Origin of the sequence: Streptomyces sp. NPDC051217 (genome assembly GCF_044455465.1) — a bacterium.
In the GTDB taxonomy this organism is placed as follows: Bacteria; Actinomycetota; Actinomycetes; order Streptomycetales; family Streptomycetaceae; genus Streptomyces.
Genome location: NZ_JBITEV010000011.1, coordinates 50,710 through 71,703 on the forward strand (window position 1 = coordinate 50,710; position 20,994 = coordinate 71,703).

23 protein-coding genes and 1 pseudogene are annotated in these 20,994 nt (G+C 70.3%); 16 read left to right on the forward strand and 8 right to left on the reverse strand.

The features are described from left to right. Positions 1–96: 96 nt before the first annotated feature. Complete coding sequence (locus ACIBBB_RS23785; RefSeq protein WP_398985139.1) at positions 97–1,119, reverse strand: LacI family DNA-binding transcriptional regulator; 1,023 nt, start codon at positions 1,117–1,119, stop codon at positions 97–99. 24 nt (positions 1,120–1,143) lie between these two features. Further along, positions 1,144–2,043 (reverse strand): response regulator transcription factor, encoded by a 900-nt coding sequence (locus tag ACIBBB_RS23790; protein ID WP_398985141.1) that lies wholly within the window; start codon positions 2,041–2,043, stop codon positions 1,144–1,146. A gap of 401 nt (positions 2,044–2,444) precedes the next feature. On the opposite strand from ACIBBB_RS23790, the gene ACIBBB_RS23795 reads away from it, so the two are divergent. From ACIBBB_RS23795 to ACIBBB_RS23825, 7 genes are all read left to right on the forward strand, one after another. Beyond that, on the forward strand, positions 2,445–2,699 hold the full coding sequence (locus ACIBBB_RS23795) for a MoaD/ThiS family protein (RefSeq protein ID WP_189110565.1): 255 nt from the start codon (positions 2,445–2,447) through the stop codon (positions 2,697–2,699). A 10-nt stretch (positions 2,700–2,709) separates the two neighbouring features. After that, a complete protein-coding gene (locus ACIBBB_RS23800; RefSeq protein WP_398985143.1) occupies positions 2,710–3,978 on the forward strand; it encodes a hypothetical protein in 1,269 nt (422 codons plus the stop codon). A gap of 206 nt (positions 3,979–4,184) precedes the next feature. Then, the gene (locus ACIBBB_RS23805) at positions 4,185–4,931 is read left to right on the forward strand and encodes a DUF2993 domain-containing protein (protein WP_398985145.1); all 747 of its coding nucleotides are present in this window, start codon (positions 4,185–4,187) and stop codon (positions 4,929–4,931) included. 243 nt (positions 4,932–5,174) lie between these two features. Then, positions 5,175–5,282: a putative leader peptide gene (locus ACIBBB_RS23810; protein ID WP_023540667.1), complete on the forward strand. Its 108-nt coding sequence runs from the start codon at positions 5,175–5,177 to the stop codon at positions 5,280–5,282. Positions 5,283–5,427: 145 nt separating this feature from the next. Beyond that, entirely contained in the window at positions 5,428–6,267 is an 840-nt protein-coding gene (locus ACIBBB_RS23815; RefSeq protein ID WP_398985148.1) for a sulfurtransferase, read from the forward strand. 82 nt (positions 6,268–6,349) lie between these two features. Beyond that, positions 6,350–6,637, forward strand: a complete 288-nt coding sequence (locus tag ACIBBB_RS23820) for a DUF1416 domain-containing protein (protein ID WP_018101653.1) — start codon at positions 6,350–6,352, stop codon at positions 6,635–6,637. 110 nt (positions 6,638–6,747) lie between these two features. Then, entirely contained in the window at positions 6,748–7,017 is a 270-nt protein-coding gene (locus ACIBBB_RS23825; protein WP_398985151.1) for a DUF3099 domain-containing protein, read from the forward strand. Positions 7,018–7,087: 70 nt separating this feature from the next. Here the strand turns inward: ACIBBB_RS23825 and ACIBBB_RS23830 are convergent, their stop codons facing one another. Then, a complete protein-coding gene (locus tag ACIBBB_RS23830; protein ID WP_398985153.1) occupies positions 7,088–7,936 on the reverse strand; it encodes a maleylpyruvate isomerase family mycothiol-dependent enzyme in 849 nt (282 codons plus the stop codon). Between the two features lie 71 nt (positions 7,937–8,007). Continuing rightward, positions 8,008–8,370: a DsrE family protein gene (locus tag ACIBBB_RS23835; protein ID WP_398985155.1), complete on the reverse strand. Its 363-nt coding sequence runs from the start codon at positions 8,368–8,370 to the stop codon at positions 8,008–8,010. 295 nt (positions 8,371–8,665) lie between these two features. On the opposite strand from ACIBBB_RS23835, the gene ACIBBB_RS23840 reads away from it, so the two are divergent. From ACIBBB_RS23840 to ACIBBB_RS23850, 3 genes are all read left to right on the forward strand, one after another. Further along, positions 8,666–9,238, forward strand: a complete 573-nt coding sequence (locus ACIBBB_RS23840) for an FABP family protein (protein WP_398985157.1) — start codon at positions 8,666–8,668, stop codon at positions 9,236–9,238. Positions 9,239–9,281: 43 nt separating this feature from the next. Further along, positions 9,282–9,719, forward strand: a complete 438-nt coding sequence (locus tag ACIBBB_RS23845; RefSeq protein WP_398985159.1) for a Fur family transcriptional regulator — start codon at positions 9,282–9,284, stop codon at positions 9,717–9,719. A 205-nt stretch (positions 9,720–9,924) separates the two neighbouring features. Then, positions 9,925–10,905 carry a YgfZ/GcvT domain-containing protein gene (locus tag ACIBBB_RS23850; protein WP_398985161.1) on the forward strand — a complete coding sequence of 327 codons (981 nt, stop codon included), beginning with the start codon at positions 9,925–9,927 and terminating at the stop codon, positions 10,903–10,905. 87 nt (positions 10,906–10,992) lie between these two features. Here ACIBBB_RS23850 and dtd read toward each other — a convergent pair whose 3' ends face one another. Further along, a complete protein-coding gene (dtd, locus tag ACIBBB_RS23855; RefSeq protein ID WP_398985163.1) occupies positions 10,993–11,430 on the reverse strand; it encodes a D-aminoacyl-tRNA deacylase in 438 nt (145 codons plus the stop codon). A gap of 124 nt (positions 11,431–11,554) precedes the next feature. On the opposite strand from dtd, the gene ACIBBB_RS23860 reads away from it, so the two are divergent. The 3 genes and pseudogenes from ACIBBB_RS23860 to ACIBBB_RS23870 form a co-directional block, all read left to right on the forward strand. Beyond that, a complete protein-coding gene (locus tag ACIBBB_RS23860) occupies positions 11,555–12,148 on the forward strand; it encodes an ABC transporter substrate-binding protein (RefSeq protein WP_398985165.1) in 594 nt (197 codons plus the stop codon). Positions 12,149–12,193: 45 nt separating this feature from the next. Then, on the forward strand, positions 12,194–13,192 hold the full coding sequence (locus ACIBBB_RS23865; RefSeq protein WP_398985167.1) for an asparaginase: 999 nt from the start codon (positions 12,194–12,196) through the stop codon (positions 13,190–13,192). An 80-nt stretch (positions 13,193–13,272) separates the two neighbouring features. Continuing rightward, positions 13,273–14,160: pseudogene (locus ACIBBB_RS23870) on the forward strand (GNAT family N-acetyltransferase); the annotation flags it as partial. A 102-nt stretch (positions 14,161–14,262) separates the two neighbouring features. On the opposite strand, the gene ACIBBB_RS23875 reads toward ACIBBB_RS23870, so the two are convergent. Continuing rightward, a complete protein-coding gene (locus ACIBBB_RS23875) occupies positions 14,263–14,433 on the reverse strand; it encodes a hypothetical protein (RefSeq protein WP_398985169.1) in 171 nt (56 codons plus the stop codon). A gap of 245 nt (positions 14,434–14,678) precedes the next feature. Here ACIBBB_RS23875 and ACIBBB_RS23880 point away from each other — a divergent pair, with 245 nt between their 5' ends. The 3 genes from ACIBBB_RS23880 to ACIBBB_RS23890 all read left to right on the forward strand — a co-directional run bounded on the left by ACIBBB_RS23880 (position 14,679) and on the right by ACIBBB_RS23890 (position 19,140). Continuing rightward, on the forward strand, positions 14,679–15,569 hold the full coding sequence (locus tag ACIBBB_RS23880) for a winged helix-turn-helix domain-containing protein (RefSeq protein ID WP_398985171.1): 891 nt from the start codon (positions 14,679–14,681) through the stop codon (positions 15,567–15,569). A gap of 404 nt (positions 15,570–15,973) precedes the next feature. Next, entirely contained in the window at positions 15,974–16,678 is a 705-nt protein-coding gene (locus tag ACIBBB_RS23885; RefSeq protein WP_398985173.1) for an HAD family hydrolase, read from the forward strand. A 281-nt stretch (positions 16,679–16,959) separates the two neighbouring features. Continuing rightward, entirely contained in the window at positions 16,960–19,140 is a 2,181-nt protein-coding gene (locus ACIBBB_RS23890; RefSeq protein WP_398985175.1) for a phosphotransferase family protein, read from the forward strand. A gap of 43 nt (positions 19,141–19,183) precedes the next feature. Here ACIBBB_RS23890 and ACIBBB_RS23895 read toward each other — a convergent pair whose 3' ends face one another. Next, positions 19,184–19,972: an ABC transporter permease gene (locus ACIBBB_RS23895; protein ID WP_398985177.1), complete on the reverse strand. Its 789-nt coding sequence runs from the start codon at positions 19,970–19,972 to the stop codon at positions 19,184–19,186. Further along, complete coding sequence (locus ACIBBB_RS23900) at positions 19,965–20,963, reverse strand: ATP-binding cassette domain-containing protein (protein ID WP_398985179.1); 999 nt, start codon at positions 20,961–20,963, stop codon at positions 19,965–19,967. The genes ACIBBB_RS23895 and ACIBBB_RS23900 overlap by 8 nt, the downstream gene beginning before the upstream one ends. Positions 20,964–20,994 lie beyond the last annotated feature (31 nt).

Genomic DNA, 20,994 nt, shown 5'->3' on the forward strand with positions numbered 1-20,994 from the left:
GAGCAGTCTGAAGACGTCCTGAGAAGCCCGACAGAACCGTGTATGTCCCATGTAAAGGCGCCGGGCGGGCCCGTCCCCGCAGGGGCGGTCACGCGCTCAGAAACACCCGCACGAGCGCCTGACGATCAGCGCCGACGGGAACTGCTTCACCCGTTCCCTGCGTGATCCCGCCACCCGCAGGCCGTCGTCCAGCACCAGGTCCACCGCCGCCCGTGCCATCGCCGGGCGGTCGGAGGAGACCGTCGTCAGCGGGGGGTCCGTGAGGCCCGCCTCCTTGACGTCGTCGAAGCCTGCCACCGCCAGTTCGCCCGGGACGTCGATGCGGAGCTCGCGGGCCGCGCGCAGGACGCCGATCGCCTGGTCGTCGGTGGAGCAGAAGATCGCCGGGGGGCGGTCGGGGCCGGCCAGCAGGGTCAGCGCGACGTTGTAGGCGTCGTAACGGTTGTAGAGCGCCTTGAAGAGCCGCCCCTCCGTCGACAGCCCGGCTTCCCGCATCGCCCGGCGCCAGCCCTCGACGTGGTCGGTCACCGGGTCGCCGACGACCGGGGTCGACTCGACGCCGCCGAGGCACGCCACGTACGGATAGCCGTGCTCCAGCAGATGACGGGTGGCGAGCTGGGCGCCACCGATGTCGTCGGTGACGACGGCGACATCGTCGATGCCCTCGGGCCGTTCGTGCAGCAGGACGACGCGGGCGTCCCACGCCTCTATCTCCGCCGCCGCCCGCTCGCTCGGGCCCTGGCTGACCAGGATCAGCCCGGAGACCCGCATGCCGAGGAAGGCCCGCAGATAGTGGACCTCGCGCTCGTTGCGATAGTCGGAGTTGCCGACGAGCACCATCTTTCCGCGCTCGGCGGCGGCCTGTTCGACCGCGTGCGCCATCTCCGCGAAGAACGGCTGGCGCGCGTCGGGCACGACGACCCCTATGAGGTCGGTCCGCCGCGACGCCATCGCCTGCGCGACCCGGTCGGGCCGGTAGCCCAGCTCCTTGATCGCGGCGAGTACACGCTCGCGCGTGGCCGGGGCGACCGGCCTCGGTCCGTTGTTGATGACGTAACTGACGACCGCGGTCGAAGTTCCCGCCAGTCGTGCCACGTCGTCCCGCGTCACCTTGGCCACGCGCGGCAGTCTACGCGTGGTGACCTACCTCCCGGCAGGCCGGACGGCCCCTTCGCGTACGTCGGACGTGTCAGCCGAATGAGTGGTGTCGTCGTCCGCGGCCCGCGACATGCTCCGGACCGGCTCGCGGGAGCCTTCTCCCGCACCCTCCGGCGCCTGCTCGCGCGCGTCGGCCGGCGGCAGCGTCGCCTTCACCTTCGCCGCCGCTTCCGCGATGGCCTTCGCCTTCGCCTCCTCCGCCGCGCGCTCGACCTTCTCCGGCGTGACGAAGCGGTACCCGACGTTCCGGACCGTCCCGATCAGCGACTCGTGCTCGGGGCCGAGCTTCGCGCGCAGCCGCCGTACGTGCACGTCGACCGTCCGCGTCCCGCCGAAGTAGTCGTAGCCCCAGACCTCTTGGAGCAGCTGCGCGCGGGTGAACACCCGGCCCGGGTGCTGCGCCAGATACTTGATCAGCTCGAACTCCTTGAAGGTCAGGTCCAGGACCCGCCCCTTCAGCTTCGCGCTGTAGGTCGCCTCGTCCACGGAGAGATCACCGTTGCGGATCTCCATCGGGGAGTCGTCGGTCGAGATCTGCTGACGCCCGGTGACCAGCCGCAGCCGTGCCTCGACCTCGGCCGGGCCGGCGGTGTCGAGCAGGACGTCGTCGAAGCCCCAGTCGGCGGTGACGGCGGTGAGGCCGCCCTCGGTCACCACGAGAACCAGCGGGCAGCCGGGCCCGGTGGAGCGCAGCAACTGGCACAGCGAGCGCACCTGAGGCAGGTCGCGCCGGCCGTCGATCAGTATGACGTCGGCACCCGGGGTGTCGACGAGGGCCGGTCCTTCGGCCGGGGCCACCCGCACGTGGTGAAGAAGGAGTCCGAGGGCGGGCAGCACCTCCGTCGAAGGCTGGAGGGCATTGGTGAGCAGCAGCAGAGAACTCATCGCCGCCCACCTGCCTGGGTCGGACAGTATTCACATGTCTGCATCGTTGGTTCGCCCATTACGTCGGTTCCTCCTCGGTCCCTGCAAGGGGGCACCTCCCACACCGCTGAGGGGGTGGGGGCGTATGTGGCACCACTGACCGGCCCGCGCCCTGGGGTCGGAAAGCGCAAAAGGACCCGGGGGCTACATTGCCCGGATCCTCTTCCGGAGGAGAATAACCCACGGGCGCTCGCTGTCAGAGGGTGCGAACAGCCCGTTATTGGTTCAGCCTGCCGGCCCCGGGAGACCGCGGGGGCTCCGGATGCCGTGGCGGGGCTGGGGATCGGCCATCATGGAGGGCCGACGGAGCCGAACAGAATCCGACGGGAATATTGCCGAGAAATTATCGGGAGGAGTGCGCCATGGCAGCGGGAACCATCCGCTACTGGGCCGCGGCCAAGGCGGCGGCGGGTGTCGCCGAAGAGCCTTACGCGGCGGACAACCTGGCCCAGGCGCTCGACGTCGCACGGGAGAAACACCCGGGTGAGCTGGTCCGCGTACTCCAGAGGTGTTCGTTCCTCGTCGACGGTGACCCCGTCGGGACCCGCGGGCATGAGACCGTACGGCTTGCCGAGGGCGGCACGGTCGAAGTGCTCCCGCCGTTCGCAGGAGGGTGAACAGCAGAGCATGAGCAACGACCAGTACGACCAGCATCGCGGGCACGGACAGCAGGGCCGGCAGGGACACGGGCAGCACGGTCATGGCCGTCCCGGTCACGACCGGAATTACGACTCCGGGCAGCACGGGCAGCAGCAGTACGGCGTACCGGGACCGGCCCAGTCGTACGACCCCCACCAGCAGCCGTACCAGGACCCCTCGTACCAGGACCCCTCGTTCCCGGATCCTTCGTACCAGGAGCCCGGCAACGGGCAGGGCGCGCAGACCTGGGAGGGCCAGACCTGGGACACGCAGTACCAGCCGCAGGTCCAGTACCAGCAGCCCCACCCGCAGCAGGCCGCCGCCGACACGGCCTATCTGCCGCAGCAGTCCGGCGCGTACCCGCTGCCGCCGGAGGTCCCGGCCAACGGCCACTCGCCGTACCAGCAGCAGACCCCGGCGCCGGCTCCGGTCCCGGCCGCCACGGCCCCCGCCCCCGCCGCGGACAGCTACAGCTCGCCCACCACGATGGGCAACGCCCGCATCACCGACGCCCAGCGCGCCCGCGCCGAGGGCCGGTCGCCGATCATCCCGCCCGGCATCCAGCCCGCCGGGCTCACCGCCGTGCTCGCCCTGCTGCTCGCGGGCGGCGCGGCGGCCGGCCCGTACGCGCTGGTCGTCCCGCTCGTCATCCTCCAGGCGGTCACCGCCGCCGGGTGGTTCCGGCTGAACGGCATGTGGCCCGCCCGCCAGGGCATCGCGCTCGCCTTCGCCGGCGCGCTCGTCGCCGATGCCGCGGTGCTCGCCGTCGACGAGGAACACTCGCTCGCCGCGATCCTCGGCACGCTCGGCGCGTGGGTGCTGCTCACGGTCGTACTGCAACTGCGCAGTTACGCGGGCGCCGACGAACGCATGCAGGGCCTGATGGCCACCGTCGCCTCGGCCTCGCTCGCCATCATCGCCACCGGGAATCTCGCGGTGACGCCGGACGCGGTGACGGTCGGCGCGATCGCCGTCGCCGCCGCGACCGTCGCCCGCGCGCTCCCGCTGCCGGGCTTCGTCTCGGTCGTGGTCGCGCTCGCGGCCGCCGCGGGAGCCGGAGTCGCGGCGGGCGGACTGACGGACATCGGAGGCCAGGGCGCGCTCCTCGGCCTCGGCGCCGGTGTGTGCGCGCTGATCGGGCTGCGGGTGGCGAGCTACGACTACCCCTCGCGCTTCGTGCACATGACGGCCGGGGTCGCGCTGCCGCTCACGGTCGCCGTGCCCGCGATCTACCTGCTCGGACGGGCGCTGGCCTGACGCGGGGACAACGGCCCCCGGGAACCGAACCACCGCCACGGACGTCGAGCCAGATGCGGTCGTCGCACGACCGTGTTCGAGATCAACCGAGATCAACCGAGATCAACCGAGTTCATCCGAGATCCGCACGTCGGAGCGATCAACGCTGCCGTTAGGCTCACGGTCGTCATGGGGGCTCGTACGACCAGGGTGGGGGACACCGAGCAATGCGCGCAGTGCGAATTCTTCTGATCGTCGTCGTGATCCTCGGCGGGCTGTTCGTCGCCGCCGACCGGGGCGCGGTGTACTTCGCCGAGAGCGAGGCGGCGAGCAAGATCAAGAGCAGTCAGGGTCTCAGCGGCGAACCCGACGTCTCCATCAAGGGCTTCCCGTTCCTCACCCAGGTTCTGGGCTCGTCGCTGGACGAGATCGAGATAAGCATCGGCGGGATAACCGCCACCACCGAGGGCCGCGAGGTCGAGGTGACGGAGGTGAAGGCCGAACTCCGGGACGTACGCGTGAACAGCAGCTTCTCCTCCGCGATCGCGGGCAGCGCGGAGGGCTCGGCACTGATCTCGTACGAGGACCTCACCAAGTCCGCGCCGAAGGGCGCGACGGTCGGCTACGCCGGGCCCGAGCGGGCGGCGAAGGGCCAGGTCAAGGTCTCGGGGCCGCTGGACGAACTGGTTGAGGGCGCGGGCATCGATGTGCCGGACACCTTCAAGGGGCTGTTGAAGGAGAACTTCACGACCTACAGCACCGTCTCGCTGGAGGAGGGCGACAAGGTCCGGCTGCGCGCCGAGGATCTTCCCAAGCTCCCGGTGCCGGGCGTGGACGAGAAGCTGAAAGAGGCCGTGGACTACGACCTGACGATCGACGGGCTGCCGTCGACCATCACGCTCGACAAGGTCGCGGCGGCGGAGGACGGCCTTCGGTTCTCCGGTACGGGCAAGGACGTCGACCTCACGAGCTGACGCGCTCACCGGCCGCCCCCGCTCACCCCGCCGGGGCACGGGGTCCGCACCCGCTCCGCACCGCCCCGCACTCGTATCGTGAGACGCGGATGTCCATCCCGTAGATGCGACAGGGGTACGAGAGGCGCCCGGATCGCGCCCCGGCCACCCGGAACGCCCAGCCGTCCCACATCTCGGACGATCGCGTCTCATCATCCGACACATCGGTGACACCGCACCGTATCCGTCCCTACGATCGGACGCATGCAGTGCTTCATCAGCGGTCTCCAGCAGCGGGGACAGGCGAACCTCACGAAGCGGCGGGCAGTAGACCTGTGCCGCGTCGCCGCCATGCTCTGTCGCACCGCCTGAGCGGGACACGTCCACCCCGCCACCTCTCCCCGGCCCTTCGACCACGTCAGGGCCACCCCGTGCCGTACGCAGCCCGCCGCGCCCCCGTGCCCGGAAGGCGCCGCCGCCCGCACCACCCGCCGCACACTGCCCCGGAGGAGAACACATGAGCCGCAGCGACGTCCTGGTAGACGCCGACTGGGTCGAGGCCCACATCGACGACCCGAAGGTCGTCATCGTCGAGGTCGACGAGGACACCTCGGCGTACGAGAAGAACCACATCCGTAACGCGGTGCGCATCGACTGGAAGAAAGACCTCCAGGACCCGGTGCGCCGCGACTTCGTCGACCAGGAGGGCTTCGAGAAGCTCCTGTCCGCGAAGGGCATCGGCAACGACGACCTCGTGATCCTCTACGGCGGCAACAACAACTGGTTCGCGTCCTACGCCTACTGGTACTTCAAGCTCTACGGCCACGAGGGCGTCAAGCTCCTCGACGGCGGCCGCAAGAAGTGGGAGCTGGACTCGCGCGACCTGGTCGAGGCGGTGCCCGAGCGCGCGGCCACGCAGTACAAGGCCAAGGCCCAGGACACGTCCATCCGCGCCTTCCGTGACGACGTCGTCGCCGCGATCGGCAGCCTGAACCTGGTCGACGTGCGCTCGCCCGACGAGTTCAGCGGCAAGCTGCTCGCCCCCGCGCACCTCCCGCAGGAGCAGTCGCAGCGCCCCGGCCACGTGCCGAGCGCCCGCAACATCCCGTGGTCGAAGAACGCCAACGACGACGGCACCTTCAAGTCGGACGACGAGCTCAAGGCCCTCTACGAGGAGGAGCAGGTCGACCTGGCGAAGGACACCATCGCCTATTGCCGCATCGGTGAGCGCTCCGCGCTCACCTGGTTCGTGCTGCACGAGCTGCTCGGCCAGGAGAACGTCAAGAACTACGACGGTTCGTGGACCGAGTACGGCTCCCTCGTCGGCGTGCCGATCGAGCTCGGCGCGGCGAAGTAGGCCTGCCCTGCCCGTCGGACGCCCGAGCGGGCGCCCGAATCATCCCGCGAGACCAGCTGCCTGACTCGGAGGACAGATCCCTATGTGCGGAGCGAAGGCCGGCGGCCCGGACGCCTCGACGATCAAGCCCGGTGAGACCACCATCCAGGGTTCCGTGACCCGTGACGGCGAGCCCGTCACCGGCTACGTACGCCTGCTGGACTCGACCGGAGAATTCACCGCGGAGGTCCCGACCTCGGCGACCGGACAGTTCCGCTTCTACGCGGCCGAGGGCACGTGGACCGTACGCGCGCTCGTGCCCGGTGGTACGGCGGACCGTACGGTCGTCGCGCAGACCGGCGGTCTGGCCGAGGTGGCCATCGCCGTCTGAGCCGGATCACGGTCCGAGCGCGACATGAGCGGCCGGAGGGCCGCGCCCCACGGGAGTTGGACGCTTCCAGAGACGGGGCGCGGTCCTTCGTGCCGTCGTAAGCTCGGCGCATGTATACGCGACGCCGTCGCCGCTACTTCGTGATGATGGGCGGGTGTATCGCCCTGTTCGTCTCGGCGTGGGCGTTCGTGCGCCTGTGGTCGGTGCCGGCGGCGGTCGGTATGTGCGTGGTCGCCATGGTCATCCCGCCGGTCGCGGCGATCGTCGCGAACAGACGCGGCCCGGACGACCGCTGGTGGGACGACCCGTCGGGCGACCCGAAGTCGGACGAGTGGTGGGACGAAATCGACGGCGGGAAGAAGCCACCACCACCGAGATGACGCCGGGCGGGATACGCGGCGAGCGTGCGTGCCAGGCGTCGTGAGCCGGGCGGGTCTTCTGAAATACGCACTACGCGACCACCGCGAGCAGCGTCGTCGCCGTGGCGGTGAGTGCCTCGTCGCCGTCGAGGACGCAACGGGTACGTGCCTCCTCGACCGTGATGCCCCTGCCTGCGAGGCGCCAGAGGGTGTCCTGGTCCGTCGTGACGCGGGCGGCGGGGGGCGACCGCGGGGTGGGTGCCGGGAGCCAGCGGCCGAAGTGGCGTACCGCCGACCAGGTACCGCCCGCCGGACCGGTGACGTCGAAGCGTACGGACGTGCCGGCCGGACGTTCGTGGCCGCGCAGGGTGTGGGGCAGCGCGCGCATGAACGTGTCGATCACGGGGGCCAGCAGTTCGGGCCCGTCGGCGCCGGGGTGTCCCACCGCGTCGCGGATCTGCTGCTGGTGCACCCAGAACTCGGTGTACTCGCGGGCGATGTCCAGCCAGGCCGGGCTCGGCTCGTCGGTGCCCGCCCACGAGACGTCGAGCCCGGCGGGCCCGTCCAGCGGGAGCGTCGCCCACAGCGCGTCGAGCTGTGGGCCGAGATGGGCCAGCAGGTCGGTCAGCACGCGCGGGCTGAGCTGGCGGGTCGCCTCCACGAAGACGCCGTTGACCCGGGTCAGATAGCTCGGCAGTGTCTCGTCGTTCTCGAACACCGCGCCGCGGTGTCCGTCACGGCCGCCGGAGATGCGGCGCAGATAGTCGTTGAGGATGTGCCCGGCGATGTCGTGCACGTCCCACCCGGGGCAGACCGTGGGCGCCGTCCAGTCGTCGGGGTCCAGCGACCGGAGCAGTTCGAGAAGGGCGTGCCGCTCGCGCGGGAACAGGGAGCGGGTGTCGAGGAGCGGCCCGAAAGGGGAGGGCCCGAGTGCCGTCATGCGATGACGGTAGGGGCGGGGCGGCCGTGCGGCGACCGGATATCCGCGGGCGCAGAGGGCCGGCACGCAGGTCAGTACACGAGCGCCTGTACGTCGTCCGCCATCGCCTCGCTGACGAAGACCTGGGCACCCGCGATCCGCACACCCTCCAGCACGTCCTTCTCCGCGATGTCCCGCCGCGCCGCGCACTGCGTGCAGAGGGTGATCCGGCCCGCCGACTGGATCGACTCGATCAGGTCCGGCAGCGGCGCGGCGTGCGGCAGCTCGAACGTGGCGGCCCGGCCCGGCAGGGCGAACCACGCCGACTCGCCGGTCAGCCAGAGGGACACCTCCACGCCGCTGGCCACGGCGACCGCCGCCACCGTGAAGGCCTGTGAGCAGCGCTCCGGGGCGTCGGCGCCTGCGGTTACCTTGATCACGAGCTTCTTCGCCATGTCCCGAACTGTAATGCGCGCCCGTACGGCCGGCCGCCGGGCCCGATCCCACCGGCCGTACCTCGCAGAGATGCGGCCGGTCCCCACCCATTAGGCTGGGGACCGGCCCATTACGCCCCGACGCTCTTCGAGGAGCACCCCGTGCTTGAGGACTTCTTCTCCGCCCTGCTGGCCCTGATCGTGGTGGGCGTCCTGGCCTTCGCCGGGCTGGTCGTGAAGAAGCTGTACCAGGGGCAGAACTGACCACGCCCCGCTCCTCGCCCACTCGAATCCCTACAGATCGCCTGAGCTGCTCATGATCGAGATCCCGTCCGACCTCAACCCGGACCTTGTCCCGCTCGCCTTCCTCCTCGGTGACTGGGAGGGCGTGGGTGTCTTCGACTTCCCCGGCGAGGAGAAAGCCAACTTCGGCCAGGAAGTCTCCTTCAGCCACGACGGCCGTGACTTCGTCGAGTACACCTCGCACACCTGGGCGCTGGACGCCGACGGCGAGAAGCTCCGGCCCATCGAGTCCGAGTCCGGCTACTGGCGCATCGACAAGGACCGCAAGGTCGAGGTCGTCATGGTCCGCGACCAGGGCGTCGTGGAGATCTGGTACGGGGAGCTGGCCGACCAGAAGCCGCAGATCGACCTTGTCACGGACGCGGTGGCGCGTACGGCGTCCGCCGGCCCGTACAACGGCGGCAAGCGGCTCTACGGCTATGTCAACAGCGACCTGATGTGGGTGGGCGAGAAGTCCACCCCCGAGGTCCCGCTGCGCCCGTACATGTCGGCGCACCTGAAGAAGGTCGTCTCGCCGGAGCAGGTCGCGGCCTGGGCGAAGGACCTCGGCGATCTCCCTGACGACGGCATCGCGTTCTTCAAATAGCCGGACCGGCCCCATCGCGGCCCGCGCTGCCTACACTGGGTGCGTGGTGAGCACCGACTGGAAGAGCGACCTGAGGCAGCGCGGCTACCGCCTGACCCCGCAGCGCCAGCTTGTCCTCGAAGCCGTCGACACCCTGGAACACGCGACGCCGGACGACATTCTGGTCGAAGTACGCAGGACGGCGTCCGGCGTCAACATCTCCACCGTCTACCGGACGCTGGAGCTGCTGGAGGAGCTGGGCCTGGTCTCCCACGCGCACCTGGGTCACGGCGCGCCGACGTATCACCTCGCGGACCGGCACCACCACATCCATCTGGTCTGCCGCGACTGTACGAACGTCATCGAGGCGGATGTCTCGGTCGCCGCCGACTTCACGGACAAGCTGCGCGACACGTTCGGCTTCACGACGGACATGAAGCACTTCGCGATCTTCGGCAGCTGCCGGAACTGCACCGCCCGCGCGGCGAGCGGCGATTCGTAGGGTCTGTCGTTCGGATCTTGCCGGGTTCGCGGTCCCTGGCACGCACGCTCGCCGCGTTGTCGTCGGTCGGCATGGCTCCGCCGTGCCTCCCTCCTCCGCCTTGCGATCGCACGCACCAACGGGACATCAGCCGCTGCCGCGGCGGGTGCTCACTGATCCGGCCTGATCCGAACGACAGACCCTGCCGGGTCGTACGCTTGTCGGTATGCAGCGACAGTCAACGACCAGCCCGCTCCTCACCATGCCCGGTGCCGTGGCCGCCGAAGGACAGGACGAAGGTGTCGCCGCGCACTACGGCGATCTGTTCCGCGAACAACGCGCCCTCGCCAACGGCAAGGGCCTGGTGGACCTCTCGCACCACGGCGTGGTCACCGTCACCGGCGATGACCGGCTGAGCTGGCTCCATCTGCTGCTCACCCAGCACGTCAGCGAGCTGCCCGCCGGGCAGGCCACGGACGCGCTGATCCTCTCCGCGAACGGCCACATCGAGCACGCCCTGTATCTCGTGGACGACGGCGGGACGGTGTGGATCCATGTCGAGCCGGGCACGCGGGAGGAGCTGATCGCGTATCTGGAGTCGATGAAGTTCTTCTACCGCGTGGACGTCGCCGACCGCACGGACGACATCGCCGTGGTCCACGTTCCGGCCGGGTCCATCGCGGAGGCGCCGGACGGCGCCGCCGTACGGGAGACCCCGTACGGCCGCGACATCTTCCTGCCGCGCGCCGACCTGGAGTCGTACGCGCGGCGATGCGGCCCGCCGGCCGGGATCCTCGCGTACGAGGCTCTGCGCGTCGAGGGCCACCGGCCGCGGCTGAACTTCGAGACCGACCACCGCACCATCCCGCACGAGCTGGGCCTGATCGGCACCGCCGTCCATCTGGAGAAGGGCTGCTACCGGGGCCAGGAGACGGTCGCGCGCGTCCAGAACCTGGGGAAGCCGCCGCGTCGGCTGGTCTTCCTGCATCTGGACGGGAGCGAGGTGGTGCTGCCGGGGCACGGCACGCCCGTACGGCTCGCGGCCGACGGCGAGGAGGGCCGGCAGCTCGGCTTCATCACGACATCGGCCCGCCACCACGAGCTGGGCCCGATCGCGCTGGCCCTGGTCAAGCGCAATGTGCCGCTGGACGCGCCGCTGATGGCGGGGAACACGCCGGCGGCGCAGGAAGCGGTCGTGGAGGTCTGAGCCGGCGTCCCCCGCGCGTGCAACGGCACGCGCTCACCTTTCCGCACGCGCTCACCTTTCCGCGCGCGCTCACCTCTCCGTACGCGCTCACATCTCCAACTGCACCGTGAACGGGCCGTGGTTCGTGAGCGAGACCCGCATGTCCGCTCCGAACCGGCCCGTCTGCACGGTCGCCCCCAGTTCGCGCAGCCGCGCCACGACCTCGTCGACCAGCGGTTCGGCCAGCGTTCCCGGCGCCGCCGCGTTCCAGGTGGGGCGGCGGCCCTTGCGGGCGTCCCCGTAGAGAGTGAACTGAGAAATCACCAGGAGGGGTGCGTTCACCTCCGAACAGGACTTCTCGCCCGCGAGAATCCGTAGCGTCCAGAGTTTGCGGGCCAGTTGGGCCGCCTTCTCCTTCGTGTCCTCGTGGGTGACTCCCACCAGCACACACAGCCCCTCGCCGACGATCTCGCCGACCGTCTCGGTCCCGGACTCCGTCACCACGGCGACGCTCGCGCCGTCGACTCTCTGCACCACTGCTCGCATATGGACCAACCTATCCAGGGCCCGTCGTGCGCCCGTCCAGGGCCGAACGGGTGCAGATCGCCTGCAGGTGCACGTGCAGGAGTGGCACCATGCACGCAGGCGGAGCGAGGGGAAGTAAGCGCGCATGAGCACATCTGGTGCCGGGCAGTCGCCCGGTCCTGTACCGATCATCGGCAGTACGACATCCGGCAGGGGTGCCGGTGCCGGTGCGGCGACGGTCCGGCCCCCGGCACAGCGGGCACCGGGCGGTGAGAACGCCCTGCGGCTGCCGGAGTTGCGGGCACTGCGCCGGGACGCGACGCGTGATGAGGCCGACCTCAGCTATCTGCGCAGACTTCTCCAGGGCCGTATCGACATCCTGCGGGCTGAACTGGCGCGGCGGGCCGCGCCCGAGACTCCGGTCGTCGACCGGCTCTCCGAGATCCTGGCGGACACTCCGTCCCTCCACCGGTCGTCGGCCCGGCATGTGACTCTTTCCACACCACGGAACGAGGAGTTCCGGCTGCTGGCCGCCGAAGCGCTCGCCGAGGTGGAGCTCTCCGACCTGGGGGCCCGTACGGACGAGGAACTGCACGCCGCGATGGGCCGGCTGATCAGGCATGAGCAGCAGGTTTCGCAGCGGCGGCATCTTCTCCAACGGACGGCGGACGAGTGCAGCGCGGAGATCGCGCGCAGGTACCGTGAAGGCGAAGCACAAGTAGACGACCTGCTCACGTAATGCCATGACTGCCTTCCGGAGCGGTCCCCGCCCGGAAGGCCGATGATGACGACTCGCAGGACCCTGACCGACGACGCCGTCGCGCCCCCCGCTGTTCCCGGTTCCGCGCCGCCGGTCCTGGCGGAGGTCGTGCGGTCCGGGTTCGTGGAGGGCAGGCACCGCGGCTCGCTGGTGCTGCTCGCGGCGGACGGCAGTGTGGAGTTCGCGCTCGGCGACGTGGACGTGCCGGTCTTCCCGCGCTCCAGCAACAAACCCCTCCAGGCGGCCGCCGTGCTGCGCGCCGGGGTCGAACTGTCCGGTGAGCGGCTGGCGCTGGCGGCGGCGAGCCATTCCGGTGAGGCCTTCCACCTCGATCTCGTACAGAAGATGCTCTCCGAGTCGGGACTGACGGCGGACGATCTGCTGAATCCGGCCGATCTGCCGCTGGACCGGGTCGAGGCCGAGGCGTATCTGGCGGCGGGGCGGGTCAGGGACCGGGTCACCATGAACTGCTCAGGCAAGCACGCGGCGATGCTGGCGGCCTGCGTCCGCAACGACTGGCAGCTCGGTACGTATCTGGAGCCGTCCCATCCGTTGCAGCGGCTCGTCGCCGAGGTCGTGGAGGAGGCGTCGGGGGAGCGGATCGCGGCGGTCGGTACGGACGGCTGCGGCGCCCCGCTGATGGCCATCGGCCTCACCGGACTCGCCCGCGCCTTCCGCCACTTCGTCCTCGCGGGGCCCGGCACGGCCGAGCGCCGGGTCGCGGACGCGATGCGCGCCCATCCGGAATTCGTGGCCGGTACGCGCAGGGCCGACACCTGGCTGATGCGCGAGGTGCCGGGCGCGCTGTCGAAGATGGGCGCGGAGGCCGTGCAGGCGGTGGCGCTGGCGGACGGCCGCGCGCTGGCGTTCAAGGTGGACGACGGCGGCCTGCGTGCGCTGGGCCCGGTGCTGGCGCGGGCGCTGGGGCTGCTGGGGGTCGAGGGACCGGTGGTGGCCCGGATCGGTCGGGCGCCGCTGATGGGGGGCGACGCGGAGGTGGGCGAGGTCCGGGCGGTGTTCTGAGCGCCCGTCCCACCGGCCCGTCGGCGGCCGACGGAAAATCCGCACGACTTTTGGCCTCCCCTGTGTTTAGCGTACGGAGCATGGCCATCGACGTCCGAGTGATCAGCGAATCCGAACTCCCCGACTGGCTCCGCGCCGTGAACACCGGCTTCCTCAGGCCGCCCGGAGTGAGCGAGAAGGATCTCGACGACCGACGGACGTATCTGGACCCGAGCCGTATGCGGGGCGCGTTCGACGACGGCCGGTGCGTGGCGACGTACCGCACCTTCCCGCAGGAACTGACCGCCGTCGGCGGCGCCAGGCTGCCGGCCAACGCGGTCACCGGCGTGACGGTCTCCGCCACGCACCGCCGCCGCGGGCTGCTCAGCCGGATGATCAACGACGATCTGGCGGAGGCCAAGGAGCGCGGCGACGTCGTGTCCACGCTGATCGCGGCGGAGTACCCGATCTACGGGCGGTACGGCTTCGGCCCGGCCGCCTGGATCACCGAGTGGTCGATCGACGTACCGCGCACCGGCCTGGACCCGCGCCGGACCGGACAGCCCGACGACGGCGGGCGGGTCGACCTGGTCGACGGCGCGGAGGTACGGAAGATGGGTCCCGAACTGTACGACCGGCTGCGCTCGGTCAGGCACGGCCTGATCAGCCGCAACGAGCGCTGGTGGCAGGTCTGCACGGGAACGGCGACCTCGCACGGCACGCCGTGGGTCGAGCCGTTCCACGCGGTGTACCGGGAGGCGTCGGGCGAGGTCCAGGGCCTGCTGACGTACCGGGCGGACGAGGTGTGGGGTGATGCCAAGCAGCCGCTCAACACGGCGACGGTGGTCGACGCGATCGCCGTGACACCGGCGGCGGAGCGCGCGCTGTGGCGGTACGTCTGCTCGATCGACTGGATCAGCACGGTCCGCACCGGCTACCGCGCCCCCGACGACCTGCTGCCCTTCTTCCTCCCCGACCCCCGCGCGGCGTCCCGGACGGACGCGCTGTTCCGCACCTCCCTCCGGCCGTGGTGCCCGGACATTTTCTGATGCGGCTTCCGGCGGGCCGGCCCGGTGGGGGCCGACCCGCGGTCAGCTCATGCCCGGCTGCATGAAGAGCAGGGCCAGGACGACGGCGCCGATTCCGGCGCAGGTGGAGCTTCTGAACCTGATACCGCCGGTGAGCATGAGGAACGCTCCCGCCCCTAAGACGCCGTATTTCAGCTGGACGGCTTGCTCAAGTACAAGGGTGAACACTGGCATGACGGCCCCTCCAGGCAGAGTGGAGAACTCAGAGCTGTGCGGATGCGTGGCACGTGGCGTGAGGGACGCGACTGGAAGCGCGTGGCGCGGGCCCGTACGACAGTGGACGGGCGACGAGTGGAGCGAGTAGTTCCGCCAAATTCTTCAACTTGGTTGCCAACTAATGGAGTTGTTCCCAGTTATCGGAAAAAGTAACCAACTCCATGTGCCTGACGCGAGATGGTCATAAGTTGTAACGTTCTTGTGTGAACTCTGAACGCAGTGCACTGAACGGCACGGACAAGCCGACGTCGGAGGATGTGGCGGAGGTTCTCCGTGACCGGATGGAGTCCGGCGAACTCGCCGTCGGGGACGCCTTGCCGACGCAGGCCGCCCTGGTCGAGGAGTTCGAGGTGCAGCGCACCGTCGTGCGGCAGGCCTTGAAGCTGCTCCAGCAGGAGGGGCTGCTCACCGAGCCCACCCGAGGAGCGCCGGCCCGCGTCGCCGACCGCTCCTCCCGTACGGAGGCCGCGGACGGCACTCCCCGGGAGACGACGGTCGCGCTCGGCCCCCGGATCGACGCGGCCTTCGACGCCGAAGACGTCCGGATAGACGCCCTCTGCCTCACCGCGGAGTCGCTGAGCGCCGCCTTCGGCGAGCAGCGCAGGCTCATCCACACCCGGGACTCCACGCCTGCCACGGTCAAGGTGCGCGTGCTGATGCCCAACCGGGACATCGATCTGGCCTTCCCCCGGATGATCAGCGGCCCCGAGGAGGCCGACCCGGTCCACCACCGCTGGCTCCAGATGCGCAACGCGCACGGCACGGTCCTCAGCGACCATCTGCGGGGACTGGGCGCGGCACACGGCATCGACGTGGACGTGCAGTTCAAGGCGCTGCCCTTCACCCCTCCGGTGAAGCTGTATCTCCTCAACGGCACGGAGGCGCTGTTCGCGTACTACCGGGTCACGGAGCGCGAGGAGCAGATCAACCGTAAGCCGGTCGCGATGTACGACGCGCTGGGGGACGAGTCGCCGCTCTTCTCGTTCGGGGCGGGCGCCGGGCAGGCCAACCGGGACCACGCGTTCGTCGTGCAGTCGGGGGCCTGGTTCGACGCCCTGTGGACAACCATCGCCACCGACCTCAACCTGGTCTGAAAGCCTGCCGGTTCCGGGTCCGACGACGCCCCCTTCCCGGCCGCGCGCGCCGGCCCCGCGTAAGCGCTGACGTGAGCGTGCCCGACGGACGGCCAACCGCCGCCGAGCGACGATGAGTTGGGGTGTCGTCTTCGGCAAGTCACGGGGCATGGGGGGCTGTTGGGGGCCGTATTCAGGCGTCACGAGGTAGCGTTCTTGTGTGGTTCCGCCGACGCCCGAGCCGACCGAAGCTCCCGCCTCATGGTCCGCGGACCGCGGACGCGCTCCGGCAACGGGTCCTCGAAGAGGCTCTGACCTCGCTCGACGCCCACGTGGAAGACATCCCGTACGGGAGGGGGAAGGTGCCGGAACGTATCCGCACTCATGACTCTCACCACCGACTGTTTGCCGACGGACGGAACGATGTGGCTGACCTGCGCGAACTCTTCGACTCGACGACGTGTGTGCTCTTCGACTTCGATGGCCCCGTCTGCGGGTTGTTCGCCGGATACCCCGCGGACGGCGTGGCCGCCGATCTGGTGAGCTGGCTCCGCCGACAGGGCCGGGAGAGCCTCCTGACCCGCGACGAGGCCCGCTCCGGCGACCCGCACGCGGTGCTGCGGGCGGTCGCTCTCACCGCTCCGGACAGCGGGTTCCTCGCGGAGCTGGAGGCCGAACTCACCGAGCACGAGCTGCGTGCCACGGATACGGCGGAGCCCACCCGGTACGCGGACGAGCTGATCCGGGCCCTCCGGTCGGGCGGGCGGGGGCTGGCCATCACGACCAACAACTCGGCCCCCGTCGTGGTGCGTTACCTGACCGCTCGCGGGCTCCTCGACTGCTTCGGGCACCACATCCACGGCCGTACGCGCGACCTGCACCGGCTCAAGCCCGACCCGGACTGCCTGCTGCGGGCCCTGGACTCCACCGGCGTCGCCGCGGGGCGGGCGCTGATGATCGGCGACACCCCCGCGGACTGTGTGGCGGCCCGAAAAGCGGGCGTCGCCTTCGTCGGCTACGCGCGTAACCAGCGCAAGCGGAACCTGCTCCTGGGCGCGGGCGCGGCCACCGTCGTCTCCTCGCTGGAGCCGATACTGGACATGGCCGGCCGGGAGCCGGAGGCCCTATGAGAGCCGGCCGTCGCCGCGCCGGATCGATCGCGCACCACGCCGATTCCCCCCACGTTCCCCTCGCGCGATCCCCCTCGCACCTGACGATGCTTGGCGGAAATTCGCCGGTTGGGTCAACCGTCGCCCCGTCCGGAGTAACCGGCCACTCACTTGGCGGAGTTTCTGATCCAAGTGGCCCGTGAGCGTCCTGGGTTGGCGGTTAGGATGTGCACCCCACCGTGTGTCGGTCGTCCACCAAGAACCACCTCTGTGGGCAGTCCCCCGTGAGGTGCAGAGTTCAGGTGTCCGAAAACGAGTCGTTGGAACCGCACAGGAGCTTCGCGGAGTACGCCCAAAACAAGGGCGTTCGGCAGCGGGGCCATCACAACGACAACTATCTGGTGGCGCCGACCGAGGAAGTGGCGGCCTCCCTGGGTCTGGAACCCGGAACGAAGGTCATGCTGCGGCGCAGAAATCCGGCCGCGCTGCCCGTGGTGCCGCGCACCTGGCCGGACGAGCCGGAGATTCTCCGGTCCCTCAGAGGCCGTCTGGCGTACGTCCCCGAATGCCTCGCCACGCTGGGCGAGTTCGCGGTGCACACCTATGTGGAGGGCGTCCCGCTCTCGGCGGTCTCCTCCGACGGCCGGCTTCTGGACGACGGTCTGCTCCGGGCGGTCGCCGGCCTGCTGGCGGAGATGACGGCCGTTCGCCGCCGGGATCTGCCGGAGCTGCCCGCGTCCTGGCCGCGGGACGGCGCGAGCCGCTCCTTTTTGCGGACCCTCGCGGTGCTGACGGACCAGCAGGTGCGTCGCCCCAACTGGCCCGCGTTCGGCGGTCTGTTCGCCACCCTCGGGGTGCCCGAGCAAGCCCTGAGCGGCTTCGCCGAGCGAGTCCCCGTGATGGCCGCGCGGCCGTTCGGTCTCCTGCACACGGACCTGCACCGCGACAACCTGATTCTCCGCGACTCCCCGTCCACGACTCCGTTGATCTGCGTCGACTGGGAGCTCGCCTCCTACGGGGATCCGCTGCACGACCTCGCCACCCATCTCGTACGGATGCGCTATCCGGCTCAGCAGTGGGACGACGTCAAGGAAGCCTGGGCGCGGGCCGTGGCGGACACCCGCCCGCAGGCCGCGAACGGTCTGGAGACGGACCTTCTCCACTACCTGGATTTCGAGCGCGCGCAGTCCGTCTATCCGGATGTGATCCGGGCGGCCCAGTCGCTGGGTCCCGACTCCGAGCCCGGGGGCCTCAAGAAGGCCACCGAAGCCGTACAGGCCGCGCTCGAACTGGCCCGCCGCCCGCTGCGGCTCGGCCGCGTCGCGCGGGCCGCGGAGATCAGCAAGGCCCTCCGCCGCTGGGAAGCGTCGCAGCCGGGCCGGGAGGGCCGGGCGCCGTACTCCGTCGGCGCGGTCCCCTGGAAGCCCGACGACGACGTCCATCGGTGGAGCGGATATCCGCTGGAAGCTGTCTCACTGGCGCTTTCCGCGGAGGGCGCGGCAGGCGCCGAGCAGGTCTTCAAGGGCACCGGACACCTCAACACCGTCGTCCGGGCCGGGCGTGACGGTGAGACCGTGGTGGTACGGCGCAGGCTCGACGGCGGCAACCGCCGCGAGCGCGGCTTCCTCGACGAACACCGCGTACTCCAGGCACTCGAATCCGTACGGCCCAGGGTGCGCGCTCCGGAGGTCCTGGCTCGTGGCACCAGCGGCGGCGACGACCGGTTCGTCATCCACTCCTACGTCGGGCCCGTCGGCGGCACGCATCCGCCCGAGCATCCCGTCGACGGGCTCAGCCTGCGCGAGGCGGACGATCTGGTCGACCAGTTGTGCGCGCTGACGGACGTTCCGACCGAGGGACTCGGTCCCGACGTGGCGCACGGCGACTTCTACCAGTGGCTGAGCGGCCGGCTCATCGACATGGTCGCCGACCTGCCCAGGGAGTCGCTGCGCCGCGCCGCGGTGCTCGGACTGCCCAACGCGAACCGGCTCAGGGAACTCCTCACCCATACCTTCGTCGCGCCCCGCAAGAGAGTTCTGCTGCACGGTGACCTCAACCCGTGGAATCTCATCAGGAACGAGACGCGCGACAGCCTGACGATCATCGACTGGGAGATGGCCATGGTCGGTGACCCTCTCTACGACCTCGTACGGCATCTCCATCTGACCCCGCACGGCCCGCAGACCAGGGAGCGGATGTTCCGCCGGTGGTACGGGAAGCTGGACTCGCAGTACACCAAGGGCTGGGAGGAGGACTGGCGGTTCTACCGCTGGATGGAGATCGTCCGCTCCGCCTACATCGACCTGGACCGGCTGCTCACGGGCGAGAGCCTCGACACGCCCAACGTCCGCAGGGCGGTCGACTCGTACTCCCTGACGCTCTCCGGCGCCACCGCCTCGCTGGGGCTGCGGACCAGACACCTCGACCATCCGTACTTCGCGCTGGATCTGCCGGGTGGTGACCTGATCGGGGCGGACGGCTGAGTCTCGGGCCGTCAGGCCGACTCGCCATCACGCCGACTCGCCGTCAGGCCGTACGGTTCCTGAACAGCCGCCCCGACAGCCCCACCGCCACCAGCAGAATCCCCCCGCACCAGGCCAGTGCCACCCACGGGTCCGTGCCCACCGGCTGGTTCAGGAGGAGGCCGCGGAGGGATTCGATCACCGGGGTGACCGGCTGGTTGTAGGCGAAGCCGTGGATCCAGGACGGCATCGTGGCGATCGGGGCGAACGTACTGCTCGGGTACGTCAGGAACATCATGAAGAACGAGAACGCCCCCGCCGCCTCCGGCGATCCGGTGAGCAGGCCGACCGCCGCCGCCAGCCAGGAGATCGCCACGATGAAGGCGAGCAGCAGGCCCGCCGCCGCCAGGGCGGCCGGGAGGGTCGGGGCCGGGCGGAAGCCGATCAGGAGCGCGACGCCGAGGACCAGGACCGTCGAGACGATGTTGCGGACCGCGCTCGAAGCGACATGGCCGGCGAGGATCGACGTGCCCCCGACGTCGAGCGAGCGCAGGCGGTCGATGATGCCGCCCTTCATGTCCTCGTTCACGCTCACGGCCGTGCCGGACGAGCCGAAACCGGCGCAGAGCAGCAGGACGCCGGGGACGACGTAGGCGACGTACGGCTCGCCCGTACCGGTGCTGATCGCACCGCCGAAGAGATAGACGAAGATCAGCATCAGCATGATCGGCAGCATGAGCGAGGTGAAGACGGCGTCGGCGTTACGGCTGCTGAGCCGGATCGAACGGGCCGTCATGACAAGGGAGTTGTTCAGCGCGCGGTCGGCCGGGGACATCGTCGCCGTGTCAGACATGGGTCGGCTCCTTGGGGGTTTTCGCCCGGCCGGTCAGGGCCATGAACACGTCGTCGAGCGACGCGCTGTGCACGGTGAAGCTCACGACGTCCCGGCGTTCCGGGTCGATCTCGTCCAGCAGCGCCCGTACCCGCGTCGCCGTGCCGTCGGTCGGCAGGCCGAGAGTGAGCGTGCCGGCCGACCGCTGGACGGCGAGCGGCGCGAGGCGTTCGTACGCCGCCGCGTCGGCGACCACCACGTCCAGCCGGTGCCCGGAAACGCGGTTCTTCAGCTCGGCCGCGGTGCCCTCGGCCACCAGCCGGCCGCCGTCGAGCACCGCGATACGGTCCGACAACTGGTCGGCCTCCTCCAGATACTGGGTGGTGAGGAAGACCGTGGAGCCGCCCGCCGAGAGATCGCGCACCACCCGCCACAACTCCTGCCGGCTGCGCAGGTCGAGCCCGGTCGTCGGCTCGTCCAGGAAGATGACCTCCGGCTCGCCGACGAGCCCGGCGGCCAGGTCCAGCCGCCGCCGCATACCGCCCGAGTACATGCCGGTGAGCCGCCGCCCCGCGGCCGTCAGGTCGAACCGCTCCAGCAGTTCGGCGGCGCGGCGGCGGGCCGCCGGGCGTGAGAGACCGCCGAGGCGCGCCATCATGCGCAGGTTCTCCTCGCCTGTCTGCTTCTCGTCGACCGAGGCGAACTGGCCGGTCAGGCTGATCGCCCGGCGCACCTGGCGCCGCTGGGTGCGTACGTCGTAGCCCGCGACCCTGGCCGTGCCGCCGTCGGCGTCGGCGAGGGTGGCGAGGATCCGTACGGCGGTCGTCTTGCCCGCGCCGTTGGGGCCGAGCAGGGAGAAGACCGTGCCGCGCTCGACGGTGAGATCGATGCCGTCGAGCACCTTCACCCGCCCGTCTCCACGCCCGTAGGACTTCTCCAGGCCGATGGCGCTGATCGCGCGGGTGCCGCGCTCCGGGGGCTTCGGGGGTTCCTCGGGTCTCTGGGGGCTCATCGCCGCCGCTCCTCCGTTATGCGTATGCCCT

Coding starts and splice junctions, on each gene's coding strand:
- ACIBBB_RS23790 (WP_398985141.1), bottom strand. CDS start 2,043: ATGAGTTCTCTGCTGCTGCTCACCAATGCCCTCCAGCCTTCGACGGAG.
- ACIBBB_RS23795 (WP_189110565.1), top strand. CDS start 2,445: ATGGCAGCGGGAACCATCCGCTACTGGGCCGCGGCCAAGGCGGCGGCG.
- ACIBBB_RS23800 (WP_398985143.1), top strand. CDS start 2,710: ATGAGCAACGACCAGTACGACCAGCATCGCGGGCACGGACAGCAGGGC.
- ACIBBB_RS23805 (WP_398985145.1), top strand. CDS start 4,185: ATGCGCGCAGTGCGAATTCTTCTGATCGTCGTCGTGATCCTCGGCGGG.
- ACIBBB_RS23810 (WP_023540667.1), top strand. CDS start 5,175: ATGCAGTGCTTCATCAGCGGTCTCCAGCAGCGGGGACAGGCGAACCTC.
- ACIBBB_RS23815 (WP_398985148.1), top strand. CDS start 5,428: ATGAGCCGCAGCGACGTCCTGGTAGACGCCGACTGGGTCGAGGCCCAC.
- ACIBBB_RS23820 (WP_018101653.1), top strand. CDS start 6,350: ATGTGCGGAGCGAAGGCCGGCGGCCCGGACGCCTCGACGATCAAGCCC.
- ACIBBB_RS23825 (WP_398985151.1), top strand. CDS start 6,748: ATGTATACGCGACGCCGTCGCCGCTACTTCGTGATGATGGGCGGGTGT.
- ACIBBB_RS23830 (WP_398985153.1), bottom strand. CDS start 7,936: ATGACGGCACTCGGGCCCTCCCCTTTCGGGCCGCTCCTCGACACCCGC.
- ACIBBB_RS23835 (WP_398985155.1), bottom strand. CDS start 8,370: ATGGCGAAGAAGCTCGTGATCAAGGTAACCGCAGGCGCCGACGCCCCG.
- ACIBBB_RS23840 (WP_398985157.1), top strand. CDS start 8,666: ATGATCGAGATCCCGTCCGACCTCAACCCGGACCTTGTCCCGCTCGCC.
- ACIBBB_RS23850 (WP_398985161.1), top strand. CDS start 9,925: ATGCAGCGACAGTCAACGACCAGCCCGCTCCTCACCATGCCCGGTGCC.
- dtd (WP_398985163.1), bottom strand. CDS start 11,430: ATGCGAGCAGTGGTGCAGAGAGTCGACGGCGCGAGCGTCGCCGTGGTG.
- ACIBBB_RS23860 (WP_398985165.1), top strand. CDS start 11,555: ATGAGCACATCTGGTGCCGGGCAGTCGCCCGGTCCTGTACCGATCATC.
- ACIBBB_RS23865 (WP_398985167.1), top strand. CDS start 12,194: ATGACGACTCGCAGGACCCTGACCGACGACGCCGTCGCGCCCCCCGCT.
- ACIBBB_RS23875 (WP_398985169.1), bottom strand. CDS start 14,433: ATGCCAGTGTTCACCCTTGTACTTGAGCAAGCCGTCCAGCTGAAATAC.
- ACIBBB_RS23895 (WP_398985177.1), bottom strand. CDS start 19,972: ATGTCTGACACGGCGACGATGTCCCCGGCCGACCGCGCGCTGAACAAC.
- ACIBBB_RS23900 (WP_398985179.1), bottom strand. CDS start 20,963: ATGAGCCCCCAGAGACCCGAGGAACCCCCGAAGCCCCCGGAGCGCGGC.